General features: G+C 68.4%; 18 protein-coding genes. 5 read left to right on the forward strand and 13 right to left on the reverse strand.

Annotated features, from left to right (window positions below; all coding sequences use genetic code 11):
- Window positions 1-10 precede the first annotated feature (10 nt).
- Entirely contained in the window at window positions 11-862 is an 852-nt protein-coding gene (locus C3B61_RS18385) for an HNH endonuclease family protein (RefSeq protein WP_103461929.1), read from the reverse strand.
- A 104-nt stretch (window positions 863-966) separates the two neighbouring features.
- Here C3B61_RS18385 and clpS point away from each other — a divergent pair, with 104 nt between their 5' ends.
- On the forward strand, window positions 967-1251 hold the full coding sequence (clpS, locus tag C3B61_RS18390; protein WP_088455946.1) for an ATP-dependent Clp protease adapter ClpS: 285 nt from the start codon (window positions 967-969) through the stop codon (window positions 1249-1251).
- A 13-nt stretch (window positions 1252-1264) separates the two neighbouring features.
- Complete coding sequence (locus tag C3B61_RS18395) at window positions 1265-1807, forward strand: DUF2017 domain-containing protein (protein ID WP_103461930.1); 543 nt, start codon at window positions 1265-1267, stop codon at window positions 1805-1807.
- 27 nt (window positions 1808-1834) lie between these two features.
- Here C3B61_RS18395 and C3B61_RS18400 read toward each other — a convergent pair whose 3' ends face one another.
- The 4 genes from C3B61_RS18400 to gad all read right to left on the reverse strand — a co-directional run bounded on the left by C3B61_RS18400 (window position 1835) and on the right by gad (window position 7980).
- A complete protein-coding gene (locus tag C3B61_RS18400) occupies window positions 1835-3163 on the reverse strand; it encodes a glycosyltransferase (RefSeq protein WP_103461931.1) in 1329 nt (442 codons plus the stop codon).
- Window positions 3160-5310 (reverse strand): glycosyltransferase, encoded by a 2151-nt coding sequence (locus tag C3B61_RS18405; protein ID WP_103461932.1) that lies wholly within the window; start codon window positions 5308-5310, stop codon window positions 3160-3162. The genes C3B61_RS18400 and C3B61_RS18405 overlap by 4 nt, the downstream gene beginning before the upstream one ends.
- Window positions 5311-5489: 179 nt before the next feature.
- The gene (locus tag C3B61_RS18410; RefSeq protein WP_165791222.1) at window positions 5490-6269 is read right to left on the reverse strand and encodes an SDR family NAD(P)-dependent oxidoreductase; all 780 of its coding nucleotides are present in this window, start codon (window positions 6267-6269) and stop codon (window positions 5490-5492) included.
- 334 nt (window positions 6270-6603) lie between these two features.
- Window positions 6604-7980, reverse strand: a complete 1377-nt coding sequence (gene gad / locus C3B61_RS18415; protein WP_103461934.1) for a glutamate decarboxylase — start codon at window positions 7978-7980, stop codon at window positions 6604-6606.
- Window positions 7981-8129: 149 nt separating this feature from the next.
- Between gad and C3B61_RS18420 the strand changes: the two genes are divergently transcribed.
- A complete protein-coding gene (locus C3B61_RS18420) occupies window positions 8130-8438 on the forward strand; it encodes a hypothetical protein (RefSeq protein ID WP_088455940.1) in 309 nt (102 codons plus the stop codon).
- A gap of 7 nt (window positions 8439-8445) precedes the next feature.
- Window positions 8446-11919 carry a DNA polymerase III subunit alpha gene (locus C3B61_RS18425; protein ID WP_165791223.1) on the forward strand — a complete coding sequence of 1158 codons (3474 nt, stop codon included), beginning with the start codon at window positions 8446-8448 and terminating at the stop codon, window positions 11917-11919.
- Window positions 11920-11922: 3 nt separating this feature from the next.
- Here the strand turns inward: C3B61_RS18425 and C3B61_RS18430 are convergent, their stop codons facing one another.
- Complete coding sequence (locus C3B61_RS18430; protein WP_165791224.1) at window positions 11923-14193, reverse strand: transglycosylase domain-containing protein; 2271 nt, start codon at window positions 14191-14193, stop codon at window positions 11923-11925.
- 226 nt (window positions 14194-14419) lie between these two features.
- On the opposite strand from C3B61_RS18430, the gene C3B61_RS18435 reads away from it, so the two are divergent.
- Entirely contained in the window at window positions 14420-14983 is a 564-nt protein-coding gene (locus tag C3B61_RS18435; RefSeq protein ID WP_133160364.1) for a hypothetical protein, read from the forward strand.
- A gap of 80 nt (window positions 14984-15063) precedes the next feature.
- Here C3B61_RS18435 and C3B61_RS18440 read toward each other — a convergent pair whose 3' ends face one another.
- From C3B61_RS18440 to C3B61_RS18470, 7 genes are all read right to left on the reverse strand, one after another.
- Window positions 15064-15549: an aromatic ring-opening dioxygenase LigA gene (locus tag C3B61_RS18440; protein ID WP_088457954.1), complete on the reverse strand. Its 486-nt coding sequence runs from the start codon at window positions 15547-15549 to the stop codon at window positions 15064-15066.
- Window positions 15550-15734: 185 nt separating this feature from the next.
- The gene (gene pflA, locus C3B61_RS18445) at window positions 15735-16619 is read right to left on the reverse strand and encodes a pyruvate formate-lyase-activating protein (protein WP_088455936.1); all 885 of its coding nucleotides are present in this window, start codon (window positions 16617-16619) and stop codon (window positions 15735-15737) included.
- A gap of 46 nt (window positions 16620-16665) precedes the next feature.
- The gene (pflB, locus tag C3B61_RS18450) at window positions 16666-18933 is read right to left on the reverse strand and encodes a formate C-acetyltransferase (protein WP_088455935.1); all 2268 of its coding nucleotides are present in this window, start codon (window positions 18931-18933) and stop codon (window positions 16666-16668) included.
- A gap of 198 nt (window positions 18934-19131) precedes the next feature.
- The gene (locus tag C3B61_RS18455; RefSeq protein WP_103461938.1) at window positions 19132-20034 is read right to left on the reverse strand and encodes a sucrase ferredoxin; all 903 of its coding nucleotides are present in this window, start codon (window positions 20032-20034) and stop codon (window positions 19132-19134) included.
- On the reverse strand, window positions 20031-21275 hold the full coding sequence (locus C3B61_RS18460; protein ID WP_103461939.1) for a cupin domain-containing protein: 1245 nt from the start codon (window positions 21273-21275) through the stop codon (window positions 20031-20033). Before C3B61_RS18460 ends, C3B61_RS18455 begins: the two co-directional genes overlap by 4 nt.
- A complete protein-coding gene (locus C3B61_RS18465; RefSeq protein WP_088455932.1) occupies window positions 21275-21529 on the reverse strand; it encodes a BatC protein in 255 nt (84 codons plus the stop codon). Before C3B61_RS18465 ends, C3B61_RS18460 begins: the two co-directional genes overlap by 1 nt.
- 157 nt (window positions 21530-21686) lie before the next feature.
- Window positions 21687-21969, reverse strand: a 283-nt coding sequence (locus C3B61_RS18470) for an HNH endonuclease signature motif containing protein (RefSeq protein WP_133160365.1), incomplete at its 5' end; no start/stop codon positions are given.

Here is a 21969-nt window from a genome sequence, read left to right on the forward strand (position 1 = left end):
GCTGTCAGGCTCAGGCGTCGCAGGTGCTGAGCACGGCCGTCATCGCCGCGCGGTCCTCCGGGGTGAGCCCGAGGTCGTAGGCGACGAAGACCGGCACCAGTTTGTCGATGTACCAGCACTGCAGGCCGGTGTCCTCCGGCAGGTCGTCCCAGACCACGCGCTGGCCCAGGTCGTGCCGGTCGGACACGTCGGGGTAGAAACCGGGCAGCCATTCACTCGGCAGCGAATCGGACTTGGAGGAGTTCTCGGTGCCCTTCACCGCCAGCAGGTTGACCGGGTCGTTGGCCAGCGCCTCCCGCTTCTCGGCCGGCCAGGCCTCTCCGCCGGTGGCGTACACGGCCTTCAGCGGCAGCAGGTGGTCGATCTGCACGTCGGCCGAGGTGTCCTGCCCGCGCACAAAATCGATGGTCTCGCCCGTGTACGGGTCGGTGAGGATGCCCGTGTACACCCGGCAGGTTGCCGGATCGATGTCGGTGCCGGTGAGGTCCCGGGTGAGGATGTCGTTGCGGGTGTCGCAGCCGTTCTGGTCGAAATCGAAGGCCCAGGCATCGCCGAACAGCTCTTCCCGGTTGCCGGCATAGCTGCCGTTGTCGGTGTAGACGGCGTCGGGCAGCGCGGCGACCAGCGCGAGCACCTCTGCGCTGGTGAGCCCGGACGGCGGGACAGGTATCGGCGCGGTCGACGAGGCGCCGGGTGGGACCGTCGCCTGGGTCGTGGGCCGGTCGGCCAGGTCGGTGGAGAAGTAGCTGACGCCCGCGACGATACCGCCGATCACGAGCAGGGTCAGCAGGAGGCGTGGGCTCTGGCCCCGGGTGACCCGTCGACGGGCGAAGAGGGACGGATTGGGTCGGCGGCGGCTCATGCGGGTGTCTCAGGGTGCTGGTGTCTCACGATCTCCCCATCTTGCCATGCGCCGCTTCTCCCCCGGTGGTGGCAGGATCGGCGCGGGCGTGTGAGGCTTAACCGGTGCCCCAGATCGATGAATCCACCCGAGTCCGAGAGGCGATCTCCCTCGACCGCCCCTGGGTGACCGTGGTGTGGGACGACCCGGTGAACCTGATGTCCTATGTGGCCTACGTGTTCCGCAGCTACTTCGGCGTGACCGCGGCAGAGGCCGAGCGCCTCATGCTGCAGGTGCACAACAACGGCCGCGCGATTGTGGCCACTGGTGACCGCGAGTCGATGGAACGGCACGTCGAGGCGATGCACGGCTACGGGCTCTGGGCCACCCTGGACCGTGCCGAAGAATGAGCGCCGAAGCGTGATGGAATTCCGCCGTGAAGACTCCGGCACGGTCTCGGCCATGTTCGAACCCATCGAGGTCGACCTGCTGCGCAACGTGACGTCCCAGCTGCTGCAGATGCTCGGCTCCGTCGACGCCGACGACGCGGCCATGCTCGCCCAACCGGCGATCCGGCGACTACTGCCCGACGCCTACCCGAACGACCCGGAGGCCGCCGAGGAGTTCCGCCGCTTCACGGCCGACGGGCTGCTCGAGGGCAAGCTCGCCAACGCCACCACGGTGCTCGCCGCCCTCGGCGACGACGAGCCGGCGGATGCCTCAGCGGACGCCTCCCTGGACGCCCCGGCGCACGACCCGCTGCCGGTGCCGATCGTGCTCACCGAGCAGCAGGTGCAGTCCTGGCTCCGCACCCTCACGGACCTGCGTCTGGTCCTGGCGGACCGCCTGCAGATCGACCCGCACGGCACTCCGCAGCTCGACGACGAACAGGCGCACGTGGTCAACGACGTCTACAACTGGCTGGGCATGATGCAGGAGTCGCTGGTCTACGCGATCGACGCGTAGCCGAGCCGTGCCGCGCCGTGCGGCGGGTCAGGCCGCCGGTCGGGCGTCGCTGGACTCCCCCTGCAGTGCCGCGTAGGCCCGCTGCGGCCCCGCGCCGTCGGCGAGCGACGCGCTGAGCGCCCGCAGCCGTTGGCGCGGTTCATCGCTCAACCCGAGCAGCGTCGCGGCGGCCTGCCGCAGCGCATCCGCACCCGCCGTGTTGGGGTCAAGGGAGATGCCGAAGCCGGCTTCGTCGAGTGCTGCGGCGCCGGCGAACTGGTCCGTCGAGAACGGCAGCACCAGCAGAGGCACCCCGGCCGTCATGGCCTCGGTGACCGAGTTGTTGCCGCCATGGGTCACGGCCAGGGCCGCGTGGCCGAGTACCGTCACCTGGGGCAGGAACGATCGCACCAGCCAGGACTCCGGGATGGGCCCGAGCTCGGCGGCGTCGGTGGACCCGACCGCGATCGCCACCCGCACGTCGAGGCCGCGCAGGGCCTCGGCCACCCGGGCGAGTACATCGCCGCGCACCGACAGGAAGCTGCCGAAGCTCACGTAGACGAGGGGACGCTCGTCGGCGTCGGCCAGCCAGCGGGTCACCTGGGGGTCGTCGGCCTCGCTCCGCACCGCCGAACCGAGGAAGGCGTGCTCGGGCAGTAGCGCCGTGCGCGCCACCGGGTGCAGCTCGGCCGGGTAGTTGAGCAGCAGCACGTCGCCGGTCTCGGTGAAGGCGTCGCCGCTGGGCGGCGCGGTCGGATCCAGCTGCAGCAGCGCATCGTTCCACGCCAGGGTGAAGTCGTCCCGTACCCGCTCGCAGAGCAGTCGCAGCTGCACCAGTTCCTGGGGGTCAGGGGTGAACGCGGCGGGCCAGGCGCCCGGGTACCCGTAGACCTCGTCGCCAACGGGCAGTGCCGACGGATGCCCGAGAACCACATCCGCGTGCCGCACCCCGGCGCTGATCAGGGCCAGGCGGGCGCTGAAGGCGAGGTGGTCGACGATCACCTGGTCCGGCCGGATATCGGCGACGATGCGCTGCACCTCGCGGGCCACGACCACGGGGTTCCAGAGCAGGTCGGTGCTGCGCGCCTCGGCCTGGAACCTCAGCGTTTCGACGAGGCCGACCCTGGTGGCGTCGAAAAAGCCGCGCAGGGCGTCGTCCTCGCCGGTGGGCTGGTCTTCGGCGCGGATGGTGCCGGGGTTGGACCCGCGGCCGAGCTGCAGGTTCACCCGTTCGAAGCCGAAGTCGGCGACGATGCCGGCCGTGGCCGGTCCGCTGGCCACGACGACCCGTTCGCCGGCGGCCTGCCAGGCGCTGCCGAGGGTCGCGAGCGGGAACAGGTGGGAGGCGTAGTCCGGGCTGATGATCAGGAGGGTCATGAGACGCTCAACGCCCAGTTGAGTGCTTCCTGGGCCTCGGCGACGGAGGTGTAGACGCCCCCGAGAGTTCCGGCCATGGCCTGGATGGCGAAGGTCGACGAGACCATGTCGGCGGCGCGTTGGGCGAACTCGTCGCCGAACGGGCTGGAGGCCAGGTCGAGAGCCGCAGTGATCCCGCCGGCGAGGCTGCGGGCATCCGCCGTGTTCACCAGGAACCCCGTGGTGCCGTCCTCGACGTAGGTCGCCGGCCCGCCGGCGTCGGGGGCCACCACCGTGAGCCCGCTCGCCATGGCCTCGAGCAGGGCGATGCCGAATTCTTCCTTCATGCTTGCGCAGACGTACACGCCGCGCGGAGCGGCCAGGCCAGGCCGGCCATGCCGGGCGGCGGCCAGCCAGCGGGCGACCGCGTCGTTGGCACGGTGGCCGGCCAGCAGCAGGCCGTGTTCGGCGGCGGCGTCCAGCGGCACCGCGGTGCCGATCAGGTCCAGCTGACGGCGTTCGTCGACCGACGGGGTGAGCAGGTCTCCCCCGACGATCAGCAGGTTGCACCGTTCCCGCAGGGCGGCGTCATCGGCCCAGGCGTGCACGAGCGTGGCCATGCCCTTCACCCTGTGCAACCGGCCCACCGTGACCGCCAGCGGCAGGTGGCGTCGGGACGCCGGCAGGGTCTCCAGCAGGGCGTCGAGGTCGGTGAAGTCGGCGGGGTCGGCCTGCAGCGCGGCCTGCGCGGAGCGTTCGATCACGGTCAGGTCGATGCCCTCCGCCACGACCGAGTGCCGCTCGGGGTGCGCGGTGATGTCGATACCGACGAGGTCGCGCATGTCCCGCTCCAGCTCGGGGCGGGGGAAGAGCACGGTGTGCGCGGCATCGGCCGCGATCCGCTGAACGAGTCGGGCCCGGAACCAGAAGTGCTCGACCTCGTCGACGGTGCCGAAGTTGGCCCGGGTGAGGGCGCCGGAGGCGTCCATGGCGTTGATGACGCTGTGCGGGTCTGGGGCGACGGTGAAGACGATGGGGATCTCGAGCTCGCGGGCGACGGTCGATGCCGCGAGGGTGCCGACGTCGGCCATCCGCAGGTGCATGACGTCGACGGTGCCTGCGGCTCGCAGAATCCGGCGGATGCCGCGCTGCACGGCCACCCGGCGGGGCCACGCGTCGGCGGAGGAGATCGGGGCGCCTAGGAACGGCACCGTGGCGAAGGCGTGCCCGGAGAGGGTGGAACTGACCTCCGGCAGGCAGGCCAGGGCGGCGGCGGGTCCGCCACGTGACAGGGTGAGCACCCTGTCGACGGCCGGTGAGCCGTCGTCACCGGCCACGAGGGCGTCGCCCAGCCGCACCAGGAGGGTGGCGATGCCGCCGTTGTCGCCGGACCCCACCTGGCTGAGCTCACGGTCGATGTCAGCGTGCAGGAACAGCTGGGCCACGGTCTGGCCCCGGCTCCACGGCGCACGCGGGTAGGCGGGCACGGTCAGGTCGAGCAGGGCGAGCCTGGCCACGTCGGCCAGGTCGTCGTCGCCGCGGGCGAGGACCGTCACCAGGCTGATGGCGGCGTCGGTGGCCGGTCGATCGCCGAGGGCGGCCACGGCCGCCGCCCGGGGGTCGAGGCCTTCGCCGGCGTCCCCGGCGATGCGTCGCAGCATCCGCTCCGGGATCCGCCCGGAGATCAGGCCCAGGGTTTCGACGAGGCGGGCGCGGGCGGCCGGGTCGGCGATGCCGAGCATGGCGCCTTCGGTGGCCAGTGCCACGTGTTCGGGGACGGATGCCGCCCACTGCTCGAGGGTGCGCTGGGCGATCATGCCGGAAAAGCCGCCGGCGACGACCATCTGCAACAGGCCTCCGATGGCATCGAAGCGCGGGAGCCTGGTGCCGAACGCCCAGGCGGCGTGTTCGCGCAGGTAGGCCGAGTCGTGCTCGAGCAGCGACACCAGGACGTCGTCGGCGGACTCGTCGAACACCTGGGCGAGCGAGTGCACGGCCGCTATGGCGGTGAGCTGGTCGGTGGGGTCGAGCGCGGCCTGGGTGAGCAGGCGAACGGCGCGGTTACCGCCGTCCCGGCTGGCGGCGATGGTCAGGTCGTCTGCAGAGCGGATGCCGGCCAGGATGCTGTCGGCCTGGCGCATCTCGTCCAGCGTCGTGTGAGTCCCCACGGTGTCTCCCTCGCGGCGGATGCGTCCGCCTCTCGTGGCGGAGCGGACTCCGCGCTGGTACTTCGGTGCCGATCCCGTAAGAGTTTGCCCCGGAGCGACATTCTGCCATGTGGATCATTCTCTCCCTGGGCCGCGGGTATTTGGTCAGGGCATTCGCAGGTTAGTCGGCCGCTCTCGCTTCAGAACACGAGCCCGGCGGATGCCGTCAGCCCGCCGTCGACGGCGAGGGTGGTGCCCGTCACATAGGACGCTGCCGGGGAGATCAGAAAAGCTATCACCGCCGCGATCTCCGATGGCTGGGCGAGCCTGAAGAGTGGGATCCGGCGGGAGAAATCCCGGCCGAAGGTCTGAGTAGCCGGGGTGTCATTCGGTTCGTCCGCCCGCATCAGGCCGGAGGCCACATTGTTCACCCGGATTCCCCTGGCCGCATAGGTCAGGGCTGTGGAGCGCACGAGGTCGATCATGGCGACCTTCGAGGCGTGGTAGGCCCAATTGCCCGGATCGGCCAATAGTCCCGCTACGGACGCCGTCGCCACGATGCTCCGGTGCCCGTCGATCGAGAGTCCCTCGACAGCGGCCTGAATGCCCAGGGCGATGCTGTTCAGATTGCGGGCAAGGAGGCGCTCCCCCTCGGCCTCCGTTCCGGGCATGTGCAAAGTGCTGGACGCGCCGATATCAGCCAGCAACACGGCGGCGTCGAGCCGGCCGAAGGTGTCGATGGCTTGCGAGACCGCCAGCCTGGAACCGTGCTCGGTGCTCATGTCGCCGACGAGCACCAGGTGCTGATCGCCGGCGAGGTCGGTGGGTTTGGCGTCGATGCCGGCGACCGCATAGCCGTTCTCCAGGAGTTTCCGGACGACCGCCCGCCCCATCGCCGAGCCGGCTCCGGTGACCAGCGCAACCGGGCTCGGGGCCTTGACGACCTCCGCGGCCTGGTCCTCAATCGTATGGGGCCTCATGTCGTGAGACCGCGTCGCGGGAGGCTCCGTTTCCCGGGATTCCGATGTCCGAGTTTCCGTTCGAAGCGACTCCGCTTTCCGCGGCTCTGTCTTCAAAGACTCCGTTGTCAACGACTCTGCTTTTGGAGACTCCGCCGGCCGAACCTCCACCGATTCTTGAGACTCCACTTTGAGTGTCATGAGTACCTTCTAACGCGGGCGCCTATGTCAATGCGCCCCAAGCAAATGCTACGCTCGGCCGGCTCGGAATAGGGAGGATTGCCGGTCATTCCAATCGAGCACTCAGACCGGGCACTCAGACCGGGCACTCAGTTCGGGCGCTCAGTTCGGGCGCTCAGTGGGTGAAGCCCGGATGGTGTTTCTCCGCCGGCATCGCACCCTCCAGCCTGTCGAGGTATGCGGTCTCCTCGGTGATCGCGGTCAATAGCCGCGAGGCGAGATCAAGGCTGAGTCCGTTGCGCACCACGATCCGCTGCACCGTTTGGTCGGACAGGTTGTCCGGCATCGGATACGCCGGCACCAGCCAGCCCCTGGCCCGGAGGCGGTCGGACAGGTGGTACAGGTTCCACTTGTCGGTGTGCCCGGCCTTGAGACTCCAGGCGAACACCGGGATGTCGGATCCATCGCTGATGAGGGTGAAGGCGCCGTGTTCCGCGATGGCGCTGGACAGGAACAGCGCGACATTCTGCGAGGTCTGCTGCACGAGCCGATAGCCCTCGAAGCCGAGCCTGAGGAATAGGAAGTACTGCAGAAGCACCTGGGCGCCGGGCCTGGAGAAGTTCAGGGCCAGCGTCGGCATGTCTCCGCCGAGATAACTCACGTTGAAGACCAGCTCCTCTGGCATCAGGTCGCGGCTGCGCCAGACCACCCAGCCCAGCCCCGGGTAGACCAGGCCGTATTTGTGCGCCGAGGTGCTGATCGAATGCACCCGCTCCAATTTGAAGTCCCAAATCAGCTCGGGCTGCAGGAACGGCGCGACCATGCCGCCCGACGCCGCGTCGACGTGGATCGGAACATCCAACCCGGTCGCGGCCTGGATGGCGTCGAGTGCAGCGGCAATCTCCTGTACCGGCTCGTAGATCCCCGTGTAGGTGACGCCCATGATGGCCACGACACCGATGGTGTTCTCGTCGACGTAGGCGGCCAGGTCGTGCCCGTCCAGGCACGGATGTTCGTCGGTCACCGGCACCAGGCGCGCCTCGACCTCCCAGTAGTTGCAGAACTTCTCCCAGCAGACCTGCACGGCGCTGCTCATCACCAGATTGGGCTTGTCGGTGGGCAGCCCGGCCGCGCGACGGGACTGCTGCCAGCGACGCTTGAAGGCCAGTCCGCCGAGCATGCAGGCTTCGGACGACCCGATGGTCGATGTGCCGATGGTCGCCCGCGGTTCCGGCGCGTGCCAGAGGTCGGCGATGATGTGCCAGCAGTAGTCCTCGATGGCCGCGGTCTGCGGGTACTCGTCCTTGTCGATCATGTTCTTGTCGAAGGACTCGGCGTAGAGCCTGCGGGCGTAGTCGTCCATCCAGGTGCCCACGAAGGTCGCCAGGTTGAGCCGGGAATTGCCGTCGAGCATGATCTCGTCGTGAATGATCTGGTAGGCCGTTTCCGGCCCCATCGGTCCGGCCGCCAACGTATGGCGGGGGGCGCGGGAATCTTCACCGGGCCGGGCGAAGAGCGGATTGATCTGCGTGAATTCCGGATTCGTCGACATGGAACACCAGAGTGCCCCCGCGCCGGTCCGTGGGCTACCCCCGCGCGCCACCCACCGACCGCGCGCTCCATCCGCTGGCGTCTGTCGGAGGCGTGACGTACACTTTCGAATATCGAACATTTGTTCGAAGTAGAGCGGAAGGTGGGCCCATGACCCAGATTGTCGACGCCCCTCAGTTCGAAGACACAGCCGTGATCATAGACAAAGCAGTGCAGGTCGAGCTTTCCGCCGACGGCGACCCCCGGGCCTTCGTGTGGGACCGATTCGAACACACTGTCATCGGGCAACCCCAGGCCGTCTTCACGCGCACCCGATGGTGGGAGCACAGCGGTACGCCCACCCGCATCGACACCGAACTGTGGCGGCTGGATGCCGCCAAGGGCGGCGAGGACCAGCACCGGTACGACCTGCGCCACGACGCCGACGGCACCTGGGTGCTCGCGCTCGACTGGGGGTGACGCCGCGATGAGTTTTCCGCACCTGCACGTCGCCAGCGCCTACTCGACCCACTATGGCGTGACCCTGCCGGAGGCCCTCGCCGGGCAGGCGGCCGCCGACGGGGCGACCTTCCTGGCTGTCACCGATCGGAACGGACTGTACGGGGCCGTCAAGCACGTGCGTGCCTGTGTGGCCGCCGGAATTCGCCCGGGGCTCGGCGCCGATCTCGAGGTGCACGACGGCGACACCCTCGCACCTCTCGGCCGGGTGGTGGTGCTGGCGCACGGCGGCAGTGCTGGTGAGGGCGGTGCCGGCCGCGGCTACGCGGCGCTCTGCCGGGCCGTCTCCAGCGCCCACGAGACCACGGTGCGCGTGCCCGGCCACCCGCCGAGCATCCCGCGCAGCCGCCTCGCCGAGCTGGCCGGCCTGAACTCGTTGACGGTGCTGCTCGGCCCGGCCTCCGATGTCGGCCACGCGATTGAGCGCCGGGACAACCCGCTGGCCCGCGCGACCCTCGCCGAGTGGCAACGGATCATGCCGCCCCAGTCGCTCGCTCTCGAGGTCGTCTGCCATCTCACCGAACCGGGCATGCCGGGCAGCGTCGCCCCGGCCACGCGCATGCTCGCCCTCGCCGAGTACGCCCGGCTGCCCGCCGTACTCAGCAACGCGGTGCGCTATGGCACCGCCGAGGAGGCGGTGACCGCCGACCTCGCCGATGCGGCCAGGCACCTCATGCCGCTCGCGCAGCTCGCCCAGCCAGCACAGGCCCAGCCGCCGAACACCCAAACCGAGGCCCGTCCCCTGCAGGTCAACGGCCAAGCGTGGTTGAAGCCGGCGGCCGCCATGCGGCAGGTGGCCCGCATGGTGGTCGACGCCGGGCAGCACAGCGACGGAGCGCTGGCCCGGCTGCTGCGCGACACCCACGACCTCGCGGAACGCTGTGCGCTCGACCCTGTCGGTGACATCGGGCTCGGCCGGCCGCGGATGCCGGAGGCGAGCGTGATCGGGGTCACCCGCGACCCGCTCGCCGAGCTGTGGGCCCGCGCCCGTCACGGCATCGACGAGCGCTACGCCGACGCCGGGCGCCGCGGGCTCACGGCGGCCCACGACAGGCTCGCCCACGAGATGGCGACGGTTGAATCGCTCGGCTTCGCCAGCTATTTCCTCACCGTGGCCACCGTCGCCGACCTCGTGCGCGACATGGGCATCCGCATCCAGGCCCGCGGCTCCGGGGTCGGTTCGGTGCTCAACTACGCCCTGCACACCTCGTCGGTGGAACCGATCGGCAACGGCCTGCTCTGGGAACGCTTCCTCTCCCCCGAACGACAGACTCTGCCTGACATCGACCTCGATGTGGAGTCGGCCAGGCGACACGACATCTATCGGAAGGTCTTCGAGACGTTCGGCGCCAGCCGGGTCTCGCTGATGTCGATGACCAACGCCTACCGGGGTCGGGGCGCCGTGCGGGACGCGGGCCTCGCCCTGGGCATGCCGGACGCCCAGGTCGCCACGATCGCCAAGCAGATGTGGCGGTTCAACGCCCGCGACTTTCGTGCGGCCCTGGCCGAGAAGCCGGAACTGGAGGAGCTGGCCGCCGAGGTGCGGGAGTCCTCGCAGCTCGACCTGCTCGTGGACCTCACCGCCAGGCTCGACAGGTTGCCCAGGCACATCTCGGTGCACCCCTGCGGCGTCATCCTCTCCGATGCCTCGTTGCTGGATCGCACCCCGGTGCAGGCCTCGGGGATGGGCCTGCCGATGTCCCAATTCGACAAGCACGACATGGACCCGATGGGCCTGATCAAGCTCGACATCCTCGGTGTGCGCATGCAGTCGGCCATGGCGCACGCCGTGGAGGAACACCACCGGCTCACCGGCGAACACATCGACCTGGACCGGGTGCCGTTGGATGACCCGGCCACTTTCGAGCTCATCCGCTCCACCCGCACCTTAGGCATCTTCCAGATCGAGTCCCCCGGCCAGATGGAGCTGGTGGGCAAGCTGCAGCCGGAGGTGTTCAACGACCTCACCGTGGAGATCTCGCTGTTCCGCCCCGGGCCGATGAAGAACAACATACCGCTGCGCTACCTCGAGGCTCGGCACGGTGAGGTCGCGCCCGACTACATCCATCCGCGATTCGAACCGATCCTGCGCGAGACCAATGGCGTCGTCATCTTCCACGAACAGGTGATGCGCCTCTTCGACGAGCTCACCGGCTGCGGTCTCGGTCACGCCGACGTGCTGCGCCGGCACTTGGGCCGGCCGGAGCAGCTGAGCGTGATCGAGGCGTACGTGCGCGAGAACGCCCTCGGCCGTGGCTTCGATGCCGGCACCATCGACAGGGTCTGGACCGTGCTGGCCGGGTTCGGCAGCTTCGGCTTCGCCAAGGCGCACGGGGCGGCGTTCGCCCTGCCCACCTACCAGTCCGCCTGGTTGAAGACCCACCACCCGGCGGCGTTCCTGGCCGGACTGCTCACGCACGATCCGGGCATGTGGCCCAAAGACCTGCTCGTGGCCGAAGCCCGGGTGCTCGGCGTGCCGGTTCTGGGCCTCGACGTGCAGCACAGCGCCCTCGACTACAGGGTGGAGTCCGTCGGTGAGGGCCAGGGCATCCGGATGCCGCTGCCGGAGCTCTCCGGATCGAGCGACGCCGAGCGCGCCCGCATCGTGCGGCACCAGCCGTTCACGTCGCTGCAGGACTTTCGGGACCGGGTGCACCCCCGTCGGCGTACCTTCGAGGCCCTCGCCCGCGTCGGCGCGTTGGACAGCTTCATCGATCACGATCGCACCCGCCGGCACGAGCTGCTCGCGCACATCCAGTCGCTGCGGGGCACGGCCATCACCATCGCCGATGACCAGCTCGCCTTCGAGGTTCCGTTGCCGGTGCTCGACTACGAGGGTGCGCGCTTCGACACCGTCACCTCGCTGCAGCTGCGCGGGCGCACCCAGTCCGACCTCGAGCTGCTCGACACCGGTCTGGCCGTCGCCGGCCACCGGATGCGCAAGTACTACCCGCTGTTCGCCGAACTCGGCGTCACCCCGGCCGCCCAGCTGGCCACCCTGCCCGGCGGCACCGATGTGCTCCTGGCCGGCGTGCGCCGGGCCACGAACACCCCGCCGATGCGTGACGGGCGCCGGGTGGTGTTCGTCAGCCTCGACGACGGCACCGGTCCGGTGGCCAACGTGGTGTTCTTCCACGACGCCCAGGAACGCATCGGCGGCGGCGTCTTCCAGACCGAACTGATGCTGGTGCGTGGCCGCACCCGGCGCTCGGGTGCCCGCGGGGTCTCGGTGACGGGTGAGGGCATGTGGGACCTCGTCACGGTGGCCAGGGACCGGGCCAGGGCACAGGCCAAGGCTCTCAAGGCGGCCAGGGCGGCGGCGCTGGACGCCGAACCGTCCGTCGCCGAGGCAACGGCGGCCGCGGCGGCCCGGCCGCCGATGCGGCGGGCGGCCGGCTCCGGTACGACTGAATTCGACCTGTGGTCGACGCAGAGCGCGTGATCTCTAGTCGGTCCCCTCGGGAACGTCAGGTGCCGGATCGTTCTGCTCGGTGTCGTCGCCCCCGAGATCCTGGTCTGCATCGACGTCTTCGTCGACGTCCACATCCGCGTCTTCCTCCTCCGCGACCGCCGGTGGAGTGACGAACACCCCGGGGAACGGATCGCCACCGTACTTCGCGTTCGCCACCGACATCACGGCCGGCCACATCCGGTGCCGCGCGGTGGCGGCGGGCCCGCTTTCGAAGTTGATTGCGCGTTGATTGGCGTTCCCCGTGACGGTGACGACGCCGACGACGGTGGCCACCTTGCTGCTCGCTCCGCTCATCCAGGTGTCCTTGGCGTTGTCGGTGGTTCCGGTTTTGCCGAACATCGGCACCCAGGGCACCGTGCCGGTGTTCGACTGCACGGCGGTTCCCCTCGACATCACCTGACTGAGAGCGGCCACAATCTGACGTTGGGTTTCCGGCAGCACTGAGTCCTCGCACCGCGAGACGGGGATGGGCACCTCGGTGCCGTCGGCGCCGATCATCCGGTCGATCACGATCGAGCTGCAGGTTGTCCCGTTGTTGGCGATGCCGGCGAAGGCGACGGCCATGCTCAACGGGGCGATCTCGTTCGTGCCGATCACGGATGCCGCGCTCTGGCTCAGCGGTTCGCCGTCGGCGCGGTGCACTCCGAAGGCCTCGGCCATCTTCCGGATCCCGCAGAGGTCGAGCCGCTTGGCCATGGCGATGAACCCCGTGTTGATCGACCCGATGGTGGCCTCCAGCGCGCTGTAGTTGCGACCGGATTCGTTGGCGTCGTTCTTGGGGCTCCAGCCCTCCGAATCGTAGTTCTGTGGGCCGAAACAGCTGTCGTTGAAGGTTCCCCATTGTGATCTGGGGGCGGAGTCGACGCGCTCGTCCAGGGAATGGCCGGTGTTCAGCCAGTCCGCGAGGGTGAAGACCTTGTAGGTGGAGCCGGGCTGGAACCCGCGGGATCCCCCGGCGACGAAGTCGGTGTTGTAGTTCACGCTGCTCCAGTTGCTCCCGGTGGCCTGCACCTCGGGGTCCTGGCTGTAGTCCTTGTTCTGCGTCATGGCGAGCACTCGGCCGGTGCCGACCTCGACGCTCGAGATGACACCGCCCACGTCCCAGCCGGCGCGGGTCTTCGGCACGTTCTCGTTCATCGTCGCGACTGCGGCGTTCTGAAGGTCGAGGTCGAGGGTGGTGTACACGTCGAAGCCGCCCCGGCGGATGTTCTTGATCCGCGCATCCTCGTCGTCGCCGAAGACCGGGTCGTTCGCCAGGACATGGATCACGTAGTCGCAGAAGTACGCGTTTGCCCCGGCGGTCTGGCATCCGGTGCTGGGCTCGTGGATGGTCGGTTCGATGGGGGCCGCCATGGCCTCATCGAACTCGACCTGGGTGATCTTGCCGTATCTGAGCATCTCCCCGAGGATGTAGTCGCGGCGCTGCCGGTTGTCCAGGTAGCCATTGGCCACGCCATTGGTCTCGCTCGCCGGCCGGTCGAGCCTGAACTTGCCGGGATTGTTGACGATGGCCACGAGGCTGGCCGCCTGCGCCACCGTGAGATCGGCCGCCGTGCTCCCGTAGTAATAGGCGGCCGCGGCCTCGATGCCGTACACGCGGCCGCCGAAGCCGGCGATATTGAGGTACTGGCGCAGGATGTCGTTTTTTGCGTATTTCTTTTCCACGCCGATCGCCAGTCGCATCTCCTTGAGCTTGCGCGATGCCGTCGTCACCGTGGCCGCCGCGTAGCAGTCCGAGATCTCCTCCTCGGTGGGGAGCATCTCGCACTTCTGCACGAGCACGTTCTTGACGTACTGCTGGGTGATCGACGATCCGCCCTGCACGCTTCCCCGGAACGCCGTCGTCAACGCGCCGCGCATGGTTCCCTGCAGGTCGACGCCGCCGTGGTCGTAGAAGCGCGGGTCTTCCCCGGCGATCGCGGCGTCCTTCACGTTCTGGCCGATGTCGTCCCAACCGACCTCGACCCGGTTTTGGTCGTACAGGGTCGCGAGCAGGATCGGCGTTCCGTCCGGGCCGGTGGCATAGATGTTGCTGCGTTGGGCGAGCGGCTCGATCTCGAGGTAGTTCGGCAGGGTCTCGAAGACGTTGATCGTGCTGGTCGCCGCCACGCCGGTGAGCGCAACGACCGGTGTCAGGCTCACAGTGACCAACAGCCCGGCAATGGCGCTCGTCGCGGCCAGACCGATCAGGCCGCCGACCACACCTCCGAAGGATCGCGGTGGGGTGACTCCGGTTCCGTTCATCCCGTTTGTGCCGTTGCTCACCATTCTGTGCTCACCATGGTTCCGCCGTCCGCCCCTCCACACACCAGGCACGCCCAATCGCGCCAGTAGTCATCCACTCAATGCCGCTCGGGATCGCTTCGCTAGGGGCTTGCCGAACCCCTCGAACAGGGGCAGTGCGCCGCTGGACGGACGGCGCGGGTTTCGGGCGGCGTTAGAGTTGCGTGTCACGTTCTCTGGAGGAAAGATGGCCGGACCGGCAATGCCCAATGTGCCCAGCAGGCGCAACGTCAAGGTGCTCACGGATGCGATCGCCGCCCTCGAATCCGGAACCGGCGTGTCCGCCATGTTCCTGACCAAGCGCTACGGCGCCTTCACGATCGACGGCACCGCATTCATCTCCGCGTCGGTCAAGACGCTCACCGTCGGCGGCCGCTCCATCGAGCAGAATCTCAAGCCGCACAAGTCCCTGCAGGCACTGCGCGCCCTTGAGCCGAGCGACGGTGAGACGGCGGATGAGGCGCCGGGCATCGAACAGGACCTCACAGCACCCGCCGTGGCACACGGCGACCTGATCTCGGTGCTCTTCGTCGACCCGGCCTACGGGCCGTTCACCGTCACCGGGGTGGCTGTCGCGTCGACGGTGAGCGATGTGGTGCTCGTCGGCGGTTGGTTTGTGAGCCGGGCCGGCACCACGGCTCCCCGCGTGGTGAGTGTTGAGGTGTTGGCCGCCAGCGGCACCCACGAGTACCCGTTGCCGGCGCGCATCGTGAGTTGGGGCGAAGATACCGAGGGCGCGACCGAGTACTGAGCTCCAGAGCGAGCCAACCCCCTTAAACCCGAAACGACCCGGCAGCGAAAGCTGCCGGGTCGTTCGTGAAGCGGGTACGACTACGCGCGAACGCCCGTGGCCGTGGTCTTCTTGGGCCAGGCCGGAGCGAGGGTCAGGATGGCCCAACCGAACAGGCCGGACAGGACGCCCATGCCGATGGCGAAGGCCGAGACACCGAACGACACCACTGAGGTGAAGAGCGAGGTGCGCAGGAACGACGCGTTCATGACCGTCGCACGCAGCGGGTCTTCCTTGTCGAGTTCGGCGTAGGTCTTGCCCTCGGCCATGTCCAGCGCGTGGTGGTTGATGATGTCGGCCTGGGCGAATGCGGAGAACGGTCCGACGACCGGGGCGCCGGCGAGGAACGCGGCGTCTTCGGAGACGGTGATCTTCTCGGCGGAGAGCTGTGAGCTGACAACGCCCCAGACCACACCTCCACCGATGATCATGACGACGGCGCCGAGAATTCCGGCCCAGCCGATGAGCTTGAGGACCTTGACCTTGGTGGCTCCCAGGGTGGTGGCCGGAACGGTTGCTGTTGACACGATGTTGCCTTTCGTTGCGATTCTGAAGATGCTCACAGTCTGGCAGCATCCGGTTTTCCCAGTCAGGGTACAAAGTCCCTGGCTTCAAATTCGTAACACTTAAGGTGCTGATCAGAACGAAAAAAGGCCTTACACATTTATATGCGTAAGGCCGATATTCGTCGGTGTGTCAGATTTCTCGACTCCTAGAAGACCGTCAGTCCCCGTGCCTCGAACTGGCCGCGCACCCGGGTGAGCACGTCGTTCTCCGGCGGGTGCACGCCGTGCAGCGGGTACGGGATGCTCAGCCGGTCCCACTTGTCCTCGCCCATCTGGTGGAAGGGCAGGACCTCGACGCGCTGAACGTTGGGCCAGCTCGCGACGATGTCGACGACGGCTTCGACGTTGTCGACGGCGTCGGTGAGCCCGGGCACCAGCACGAAGCGCACCCAGACCGGGATGTTGCGCTCGGCGAGCCTGTCGCCGAAGGCGATCGTCGGTGCGAGTTCGCGGCCGGTGACCTTCTTGTAGGTGTCCGGCAGGCCCGACTTGACGTCGAGCAGAACCAGGTCGACATTGTCGAGAAGTTCGTCGGAGGCGCTCTTGCCGAGGTAGCCGGAGGTGTCCAGGGTGGTGTGAACGCCCAGGGCGTGCGCCTCCTTGAACATCCGCTTGACGAAAGCGGGCTGCATCAGCGGTTCGCCGCCTGAGATGGTGAGGCCACCGTTGGTGGCCTTGAAGACGCCCAGGTAGCGGGTCATGCGGGCGACCAGGTCGTCGATGGGCGTGACCAGGCCGTCGCGCATCTTCCAGGTGTCCGGGTTGTGGCAGTACTGGCAGCGCAGCAGGCAGCCGGAGAGGAACAGGGTCATGCGGGTGCCGGGGCCGTCAACGGCCGTCACGAGCTCCCAGGAGTGCACGCTGGCGACGGTGCCCTCGCGGATTGCCTTCATTTCGAGGGTGTGCAGTTCGGCCTTGCGGTCGACGTCGTTCAGGGCACTGATCTCGTCGGCCACGTCGACCGAAAGGTCGACGTGCTCGACGACTACAGGACAGGCAACGCTAGGGAAGCCGAGGTTGATTGCGGTCATGGTCTCGTCCTACCTAGCGTTGCCGGTCATCTGTAAGGGTGTTCTCTTAGTGCGAGTGGAACGTGCGGCTGATGACATCCATCTGCTGCTCGCGGGTGAGCCGGACGAAGTTCACCGCGTAGCCGGAGACGCGAATCGTCAGCTGCGGGTAGTTTTCCGGGTGCTCCATGGCGTCTTCGAGAGTCTCTTTGTTGAGCACGTTGACGTTGAGGTGGTATCCGCTGGCCGAGGTGAACGCGTCGAGCAGTCCGACCAGGCTGGTGACCTGCTCGTCCTTGGTGTGACCGAGGCCACTGGGAACGACGGTGTTGGTCAGCGAGATGCCGTCCTGCGCTTCACTGTACGGGAGCTTGGCGACACTGAGTGCCGACGCGAGCATGCCGTGGGTGTCGCGGCCGTTCATCGGGTTTGCACCCGGTGCGAACGGCTCACCCTTGCGACGGCCGTCCGGCGTGTTGCCGGTGGCCTTGCCGTAGACCACGTTGGACGTGATCGTCAGGATCGACTGGGTGTGGATGGCGTCGCGGTAGGTCGGGTGCTTGCGGATCATCGTCATGAAGCGTTCCATGACATCGATCGCGATGGCGTCGACCCTGTCGTCGTCGTTACCGAAGGCGGGGAACTCGCCCTCGACGGTGTAATCGACAACCAGACCGGTCTCGTCGCGCACCGGACGGACCGTGGCGTACTTGATGGCGGACAGCGAGTCAGCGACCACGCTCAGGCCGGCGATGCCGCAGGCCAGGGTGCGGATGATCTTCTGGTCGTGCAGGGCCATCTCGAGGCGCTCGTACGCGTACTTGTCGTGCATGTAGTGGATGCAGTTCAGCGCGGTGACGTAGGTCTCGGCGAGCCATTCGAGGGTCTCGAGGTAGGCCGGGAAGACGGTGTCGTAGTCGAGGACCTCGTCGGTGTTCGCTGCGGTGGCCGGTGCGATCTGCTTGCCGGACACCTCGTCGCGGCCGCCGTTGATCGAGTACAGCAGCGCCTTGACAGCGTTGACGCGGGCTCCGAAGAACTGCATCTGCTTGCCGACACGCATCGGCGAGACGCAGCATGCGATCGCGGCGTCGTCACCCATCTCGTTGCGGATGAGGTCGTCGGACTCGTACTGGATGGCCGACGTGTCGATCGAGACCTGGGCGCAGAAGCGCTTGAAGCCCTCGGGCAGCTTGTCGCTCCACAGCACGGTCAGGTTCGGCTCGGGTGCGGGGCCCACGTTGTACAGGGTCTGCAGGAAGCGGAACGCGGTCTTGGTGACGAGCGGGCGACCGTCTTCACCGATGCCGGCGAGCGACTCGGTGACCCAGGTGGGGTCGCCGGCGAAGATGTCGTCGTACTCCGGGGTGCGGAGGAACCGGACGATGCGCAGCTTGATGACGAGGTCGTCGATGAGCTCCTGGGCGCCGGATTCGGTCAGGGTGCCGGCCTTGAGGTCGCGCTCGATGTAGGCGTCGAGGAAGGCCGCGTTGCGGCCGAACGACATTGCCGCACCGTTCTGCTCCTTGACCGCACCGAGGTACGCGAAGTACAGCCACTGAACGGCTTCCTTGGCGGTGGTGGCGGGCTTGGAGATGTCGGAGCCGTAGCTGGCTGCCATCTGCACGAGTTCCTTGAGGGCCCGGATCTGCTCCGAGTTCTCCTCGCGGGCACGGATGATGTCCTCGGTCGAGGGCTCCATGTCCAGCTCGGCGCGGTCGTTCTTCTTGCCGGCGATCAGCGCGTCGACACCGTAGAGGGCGACACGGCGGTAGTCACCGATGATGCGGCCGCGGCCGTAGGCATCCGGGAGTCCCGTGATCAGGTGGCTGCTGCGCGCACGACGCACACCGGGAGGGTAGACGTCGAAGACCGCGGTGTTGTGGGTCTTGCGGTAGTCGGTGAAGATCGTCTCGAGCTCGGGCGACACGGGGTAGCCATAGGTCTCGAGGGAGGTGGCGACCATGCGCCAGCCGCCGAACGGCATGATCGCACGCTTGAGCGGCGCATCCGTCTGGAGTCCGACGATGACCTCGTTGGCCTCGTCGATGTAGCCGGGCTTGTGCGCGGTGATGGACGACGGGGTCGTCGCGTCGATGTCGTAGACACCCTTTTCGCGCTCGACCGGGAACATCGCGGACAGTTTTGCCCAGATGCCGGTGGTGCGCTCGGTGGCGCCGGCGAGGAAGCTCGCGTCGCCGAGGTACGGCGTGTAGTTGCGCTGGATGAAGTCGCGCAGGTTGATCGAGTCCTGCCACGGGCCGCTGACGAATTCGGCGGCGCCGGTTTCTGCAAGACCCTGCTGGTCGCTTCGGATGCCATCTGTGACGGTCATATGGTGTGCTCTCCTTGTAGGATCGAGGCTTTCCCGCTGACTGGGTGTTTATCCCACCGTGCGGGCCATGAGAGCAGGACCACGAGGTACCAGCTAGTGCCACGGTGCCGGTGATTCGCCCTCTATTGGGAACACTACCCTCCGAGTGGGGCCCGAAACCGGGACCTTGGTCCCGTATTCACCTCCAGTTGGGGGGTGTCAGCCCGGTGTTATCGAGCGCAGTTCGAACTCCCGCACCGGCCGGGCAGTGCTGGCCGCACAGGTGCTGAGCAGCGGCGCCGACAGGCTCTCGGCGAGCTTCACCGCGAGCCGTTCATCGCCGTGGATGAAGCTCACGGTGTGCACTCCCCCTGATTCCGTCCAGGAGCTGTAGTCGAAGGCGTCGATGCGGTCGTCGCCCCGGTTCGCCCGCGCGAACGCGGCAGCCGCTTGCACCACATTGGGCAGCGAGCTGCGGCCCCGGAACCAGCGCGGTTCGATACGGCCGTCGAGGTAGGCGTCGACGAGGTCCGGGGCTTCGGCGCCGGTCACCCGGCCGTAGTACAACCCGTGCGGGAACAGGATCAGGGTGGCCGCGAACCTGTCTCCGCCCAGGTGCGAGCATTCCCAGGTGGCGGCCGGATAGGCCTGGGCGAGGGCGGTGACCACCGGCCGGCCCTTCACGGCGCAGCACTGGTCGTGCCGGGCATGGGTGCACACGCAGATGAGCGGCTCGGTCGACGGCGCACCGGTCGCACCGTCCAACGGCACCTGCAACAGATCGGCGGGATCGGTCACCACCCCCCAGTGAACCCGTTCGTGTCCGACCCTGGCGTCAACGGCCGCCCACCGCCATTCGGTCTGGGCGCGGCGCTGGTGCGCGGTGCGGCCGGTTCGACGAATGGCGAGCGGGCGGATGCCCGCGGATTCGATGCGGGTCACCAGGGCCCGGGCGAGTGCGGGGTCCAGCGGCGACTGCAGGAACGCGTGCGCGCCCCAGGCCCCGTCGATCTCGACGAGGAACCAGCGTTCGCCATAGCCGGCCGTACCCGGGAGCGGATCGCCGCGCTCCAGCGACCGATCGCTGCACGGCAGCCAGCCCGGGGCGGAGGGGAGGCTCATCGCACCACCAGGACACCCTCGCGCACCAGGCGCCGGGCCACCACGAGGGAGGACGCCGCATCCAGCCCGGCCAGGCCGCCGGCCTGCACGGGGTGCCCGGTGAGGATCTGGGTCAGGGCGTCGGCGGCCTCCCCCGGGAGCGTCACGGTCTTGTCCGGCAGCACGAGGGAGACGTCACCGGGGTTCGGGCCCTCCCGGAACCGGGCGCCGAGTCCCCGCCGCAGGCTCACGGTGGTGGCCTCGTGCAGTGCGGTGGCGGCCGCCGTGGTCGCCAGCGGGGCGATCGGCTCGGCCCGGGTGGACGCCCGAAGGCGCCCGGCCAGTCGCCGGGACACCGCCTCGGCCGGGGCCGCATCCGCGCCCGTGAACCGGCTGAAGTCGTCGACGGTGTCGGCCAACAGGGCGCCGACGGTCGCCGCATCCGTGAGGTCGACACCCAGGGGAAGGGCGGCGCGCAGGCTCTCGGCGGCCGCAGCGTGCGCGACGGCCTCGCGCAGCACATCGTGGCGGGTGAGGGCGGCGACGCCGATGGTCAGGTGGATCGAGGTGCCGCCCAGCGCCGTCGCCGAGTGGATCCAGCCTCTGGGCAGGTAGAGCACGTCGTTCGGCCTGAAGACCTCGTCGATGGCCGGCTCGTCCTCGGCCCATAGCTCCACCGCACGGCGATGATCGGTCCACGGCTGGTCGCGGAGTGGGCGCGGGTGCACCGGAGGGTGGATGCGCCAGCGCTTCTCCCCCGCAATCTGGAGAACAAACACATCGTGCACGTCGTAGTGCGGGTCAAAGCCGCGCTCGGCGGCCGGGGTGACGTAGGCGTTCACCTGGACGGGGTGCCCGAGGTCTCTCGTGAGCTGCCGGGTGAATTCGGCCAGCGGCGGCCAGGTGCGGTGCAGCCCCTGGAGGACCAGGGTGGCTCCGTCGGTGAACTCGTCGAGCACCTTGTCGGCGCTGACCTGGTCGGCGATCTCAGCGCCCAGGCCGCCCGGTGCGGTGTACCGGCCGGGGTCGAGTACGGTGCCCTGCCGCGCCATGCGCACAAACGGGGTGCGCAGACCACGGTGGGTGACCAGCTCGTCGACGGCGTCTGCGGTGAAGAGGTCATCGAACCTGCCCCGCAGGGCGGCCGCGCGGGTGAAGAGCGGCCGACGGTCCCAGTAGTCCGTGGCGAACTCATCCGGCGTTACCTCGAGCAAGCGCGCGAGCGCGGGACGATCGTTCGCCCCGCGCCCCTCGCTCGTCATCAGGCGGTTCCGTCGGCGCCGCCGTCGTGACCTTCGGGGTTGGCGCCGCCGTCTGCGACGCCCTCGCTCGAGGCGGAGCCGTCAGCGCCACCGTCGTGGCCTGCCGGGTTGGCGCCGCCGTCCGCGGTGCCCTCTCCGGCGTCCGCGGTTCCGTCGGCACCGCCGTCGTGGCCCGCCGGGTTGGCGCCGCCATCGGCCGTGCCTTCGTTCGCATCCGCGCCGGATGTGGTGATGTCGTCGTCATTGATGCCCACTGCATACCTCCGTAGCCGTAACCGGGCGCCGGCTGACGCCCAAGGCGATAGTACGTCGCGGGCCGCCCCGATGGCAGGGCCAGCAACAAATCACCGTCGGTTGAGCCCGTCAAGCCTGGCGACCCAGAATCCGGACTCGGGCGCCCTCATGCCGCGGCTACTCGTCTTGCCGGCGGTATTTGGGGTCGTGGGCCCGGTGCTGCGGTGGTTTTCGCCAGGTTCCGGTGGGGTCGATCCAGTGGGGGGCTTTGACTTCGGGCATGCCCAGGACCATGCGGATGTGCCACCCGGAGGTGTCGATGTTGTGGTGGTGATACCAACACAGCAGCACCCCGTTCGAGACGTTGGTCGGGCCGCCGTTTTGCCACGGTGTCACATGGTGGACTTCGGTCCATTGCGGTGGGCAGGTGCAGCCGGGGATGATGCAGCCGCCGTCTCGG

This window comes from Cryobacterium zongtaii (assembly GCF_002909375.1).
In the GTDB taxonomy this organism is placed as follows: domain Bacteria; phylum Actinomycetota; class Actinomycetes; order Actinomycetales; family Microbacteriaceae; genus Cryobacterium; species Cryobacterium zongtaii.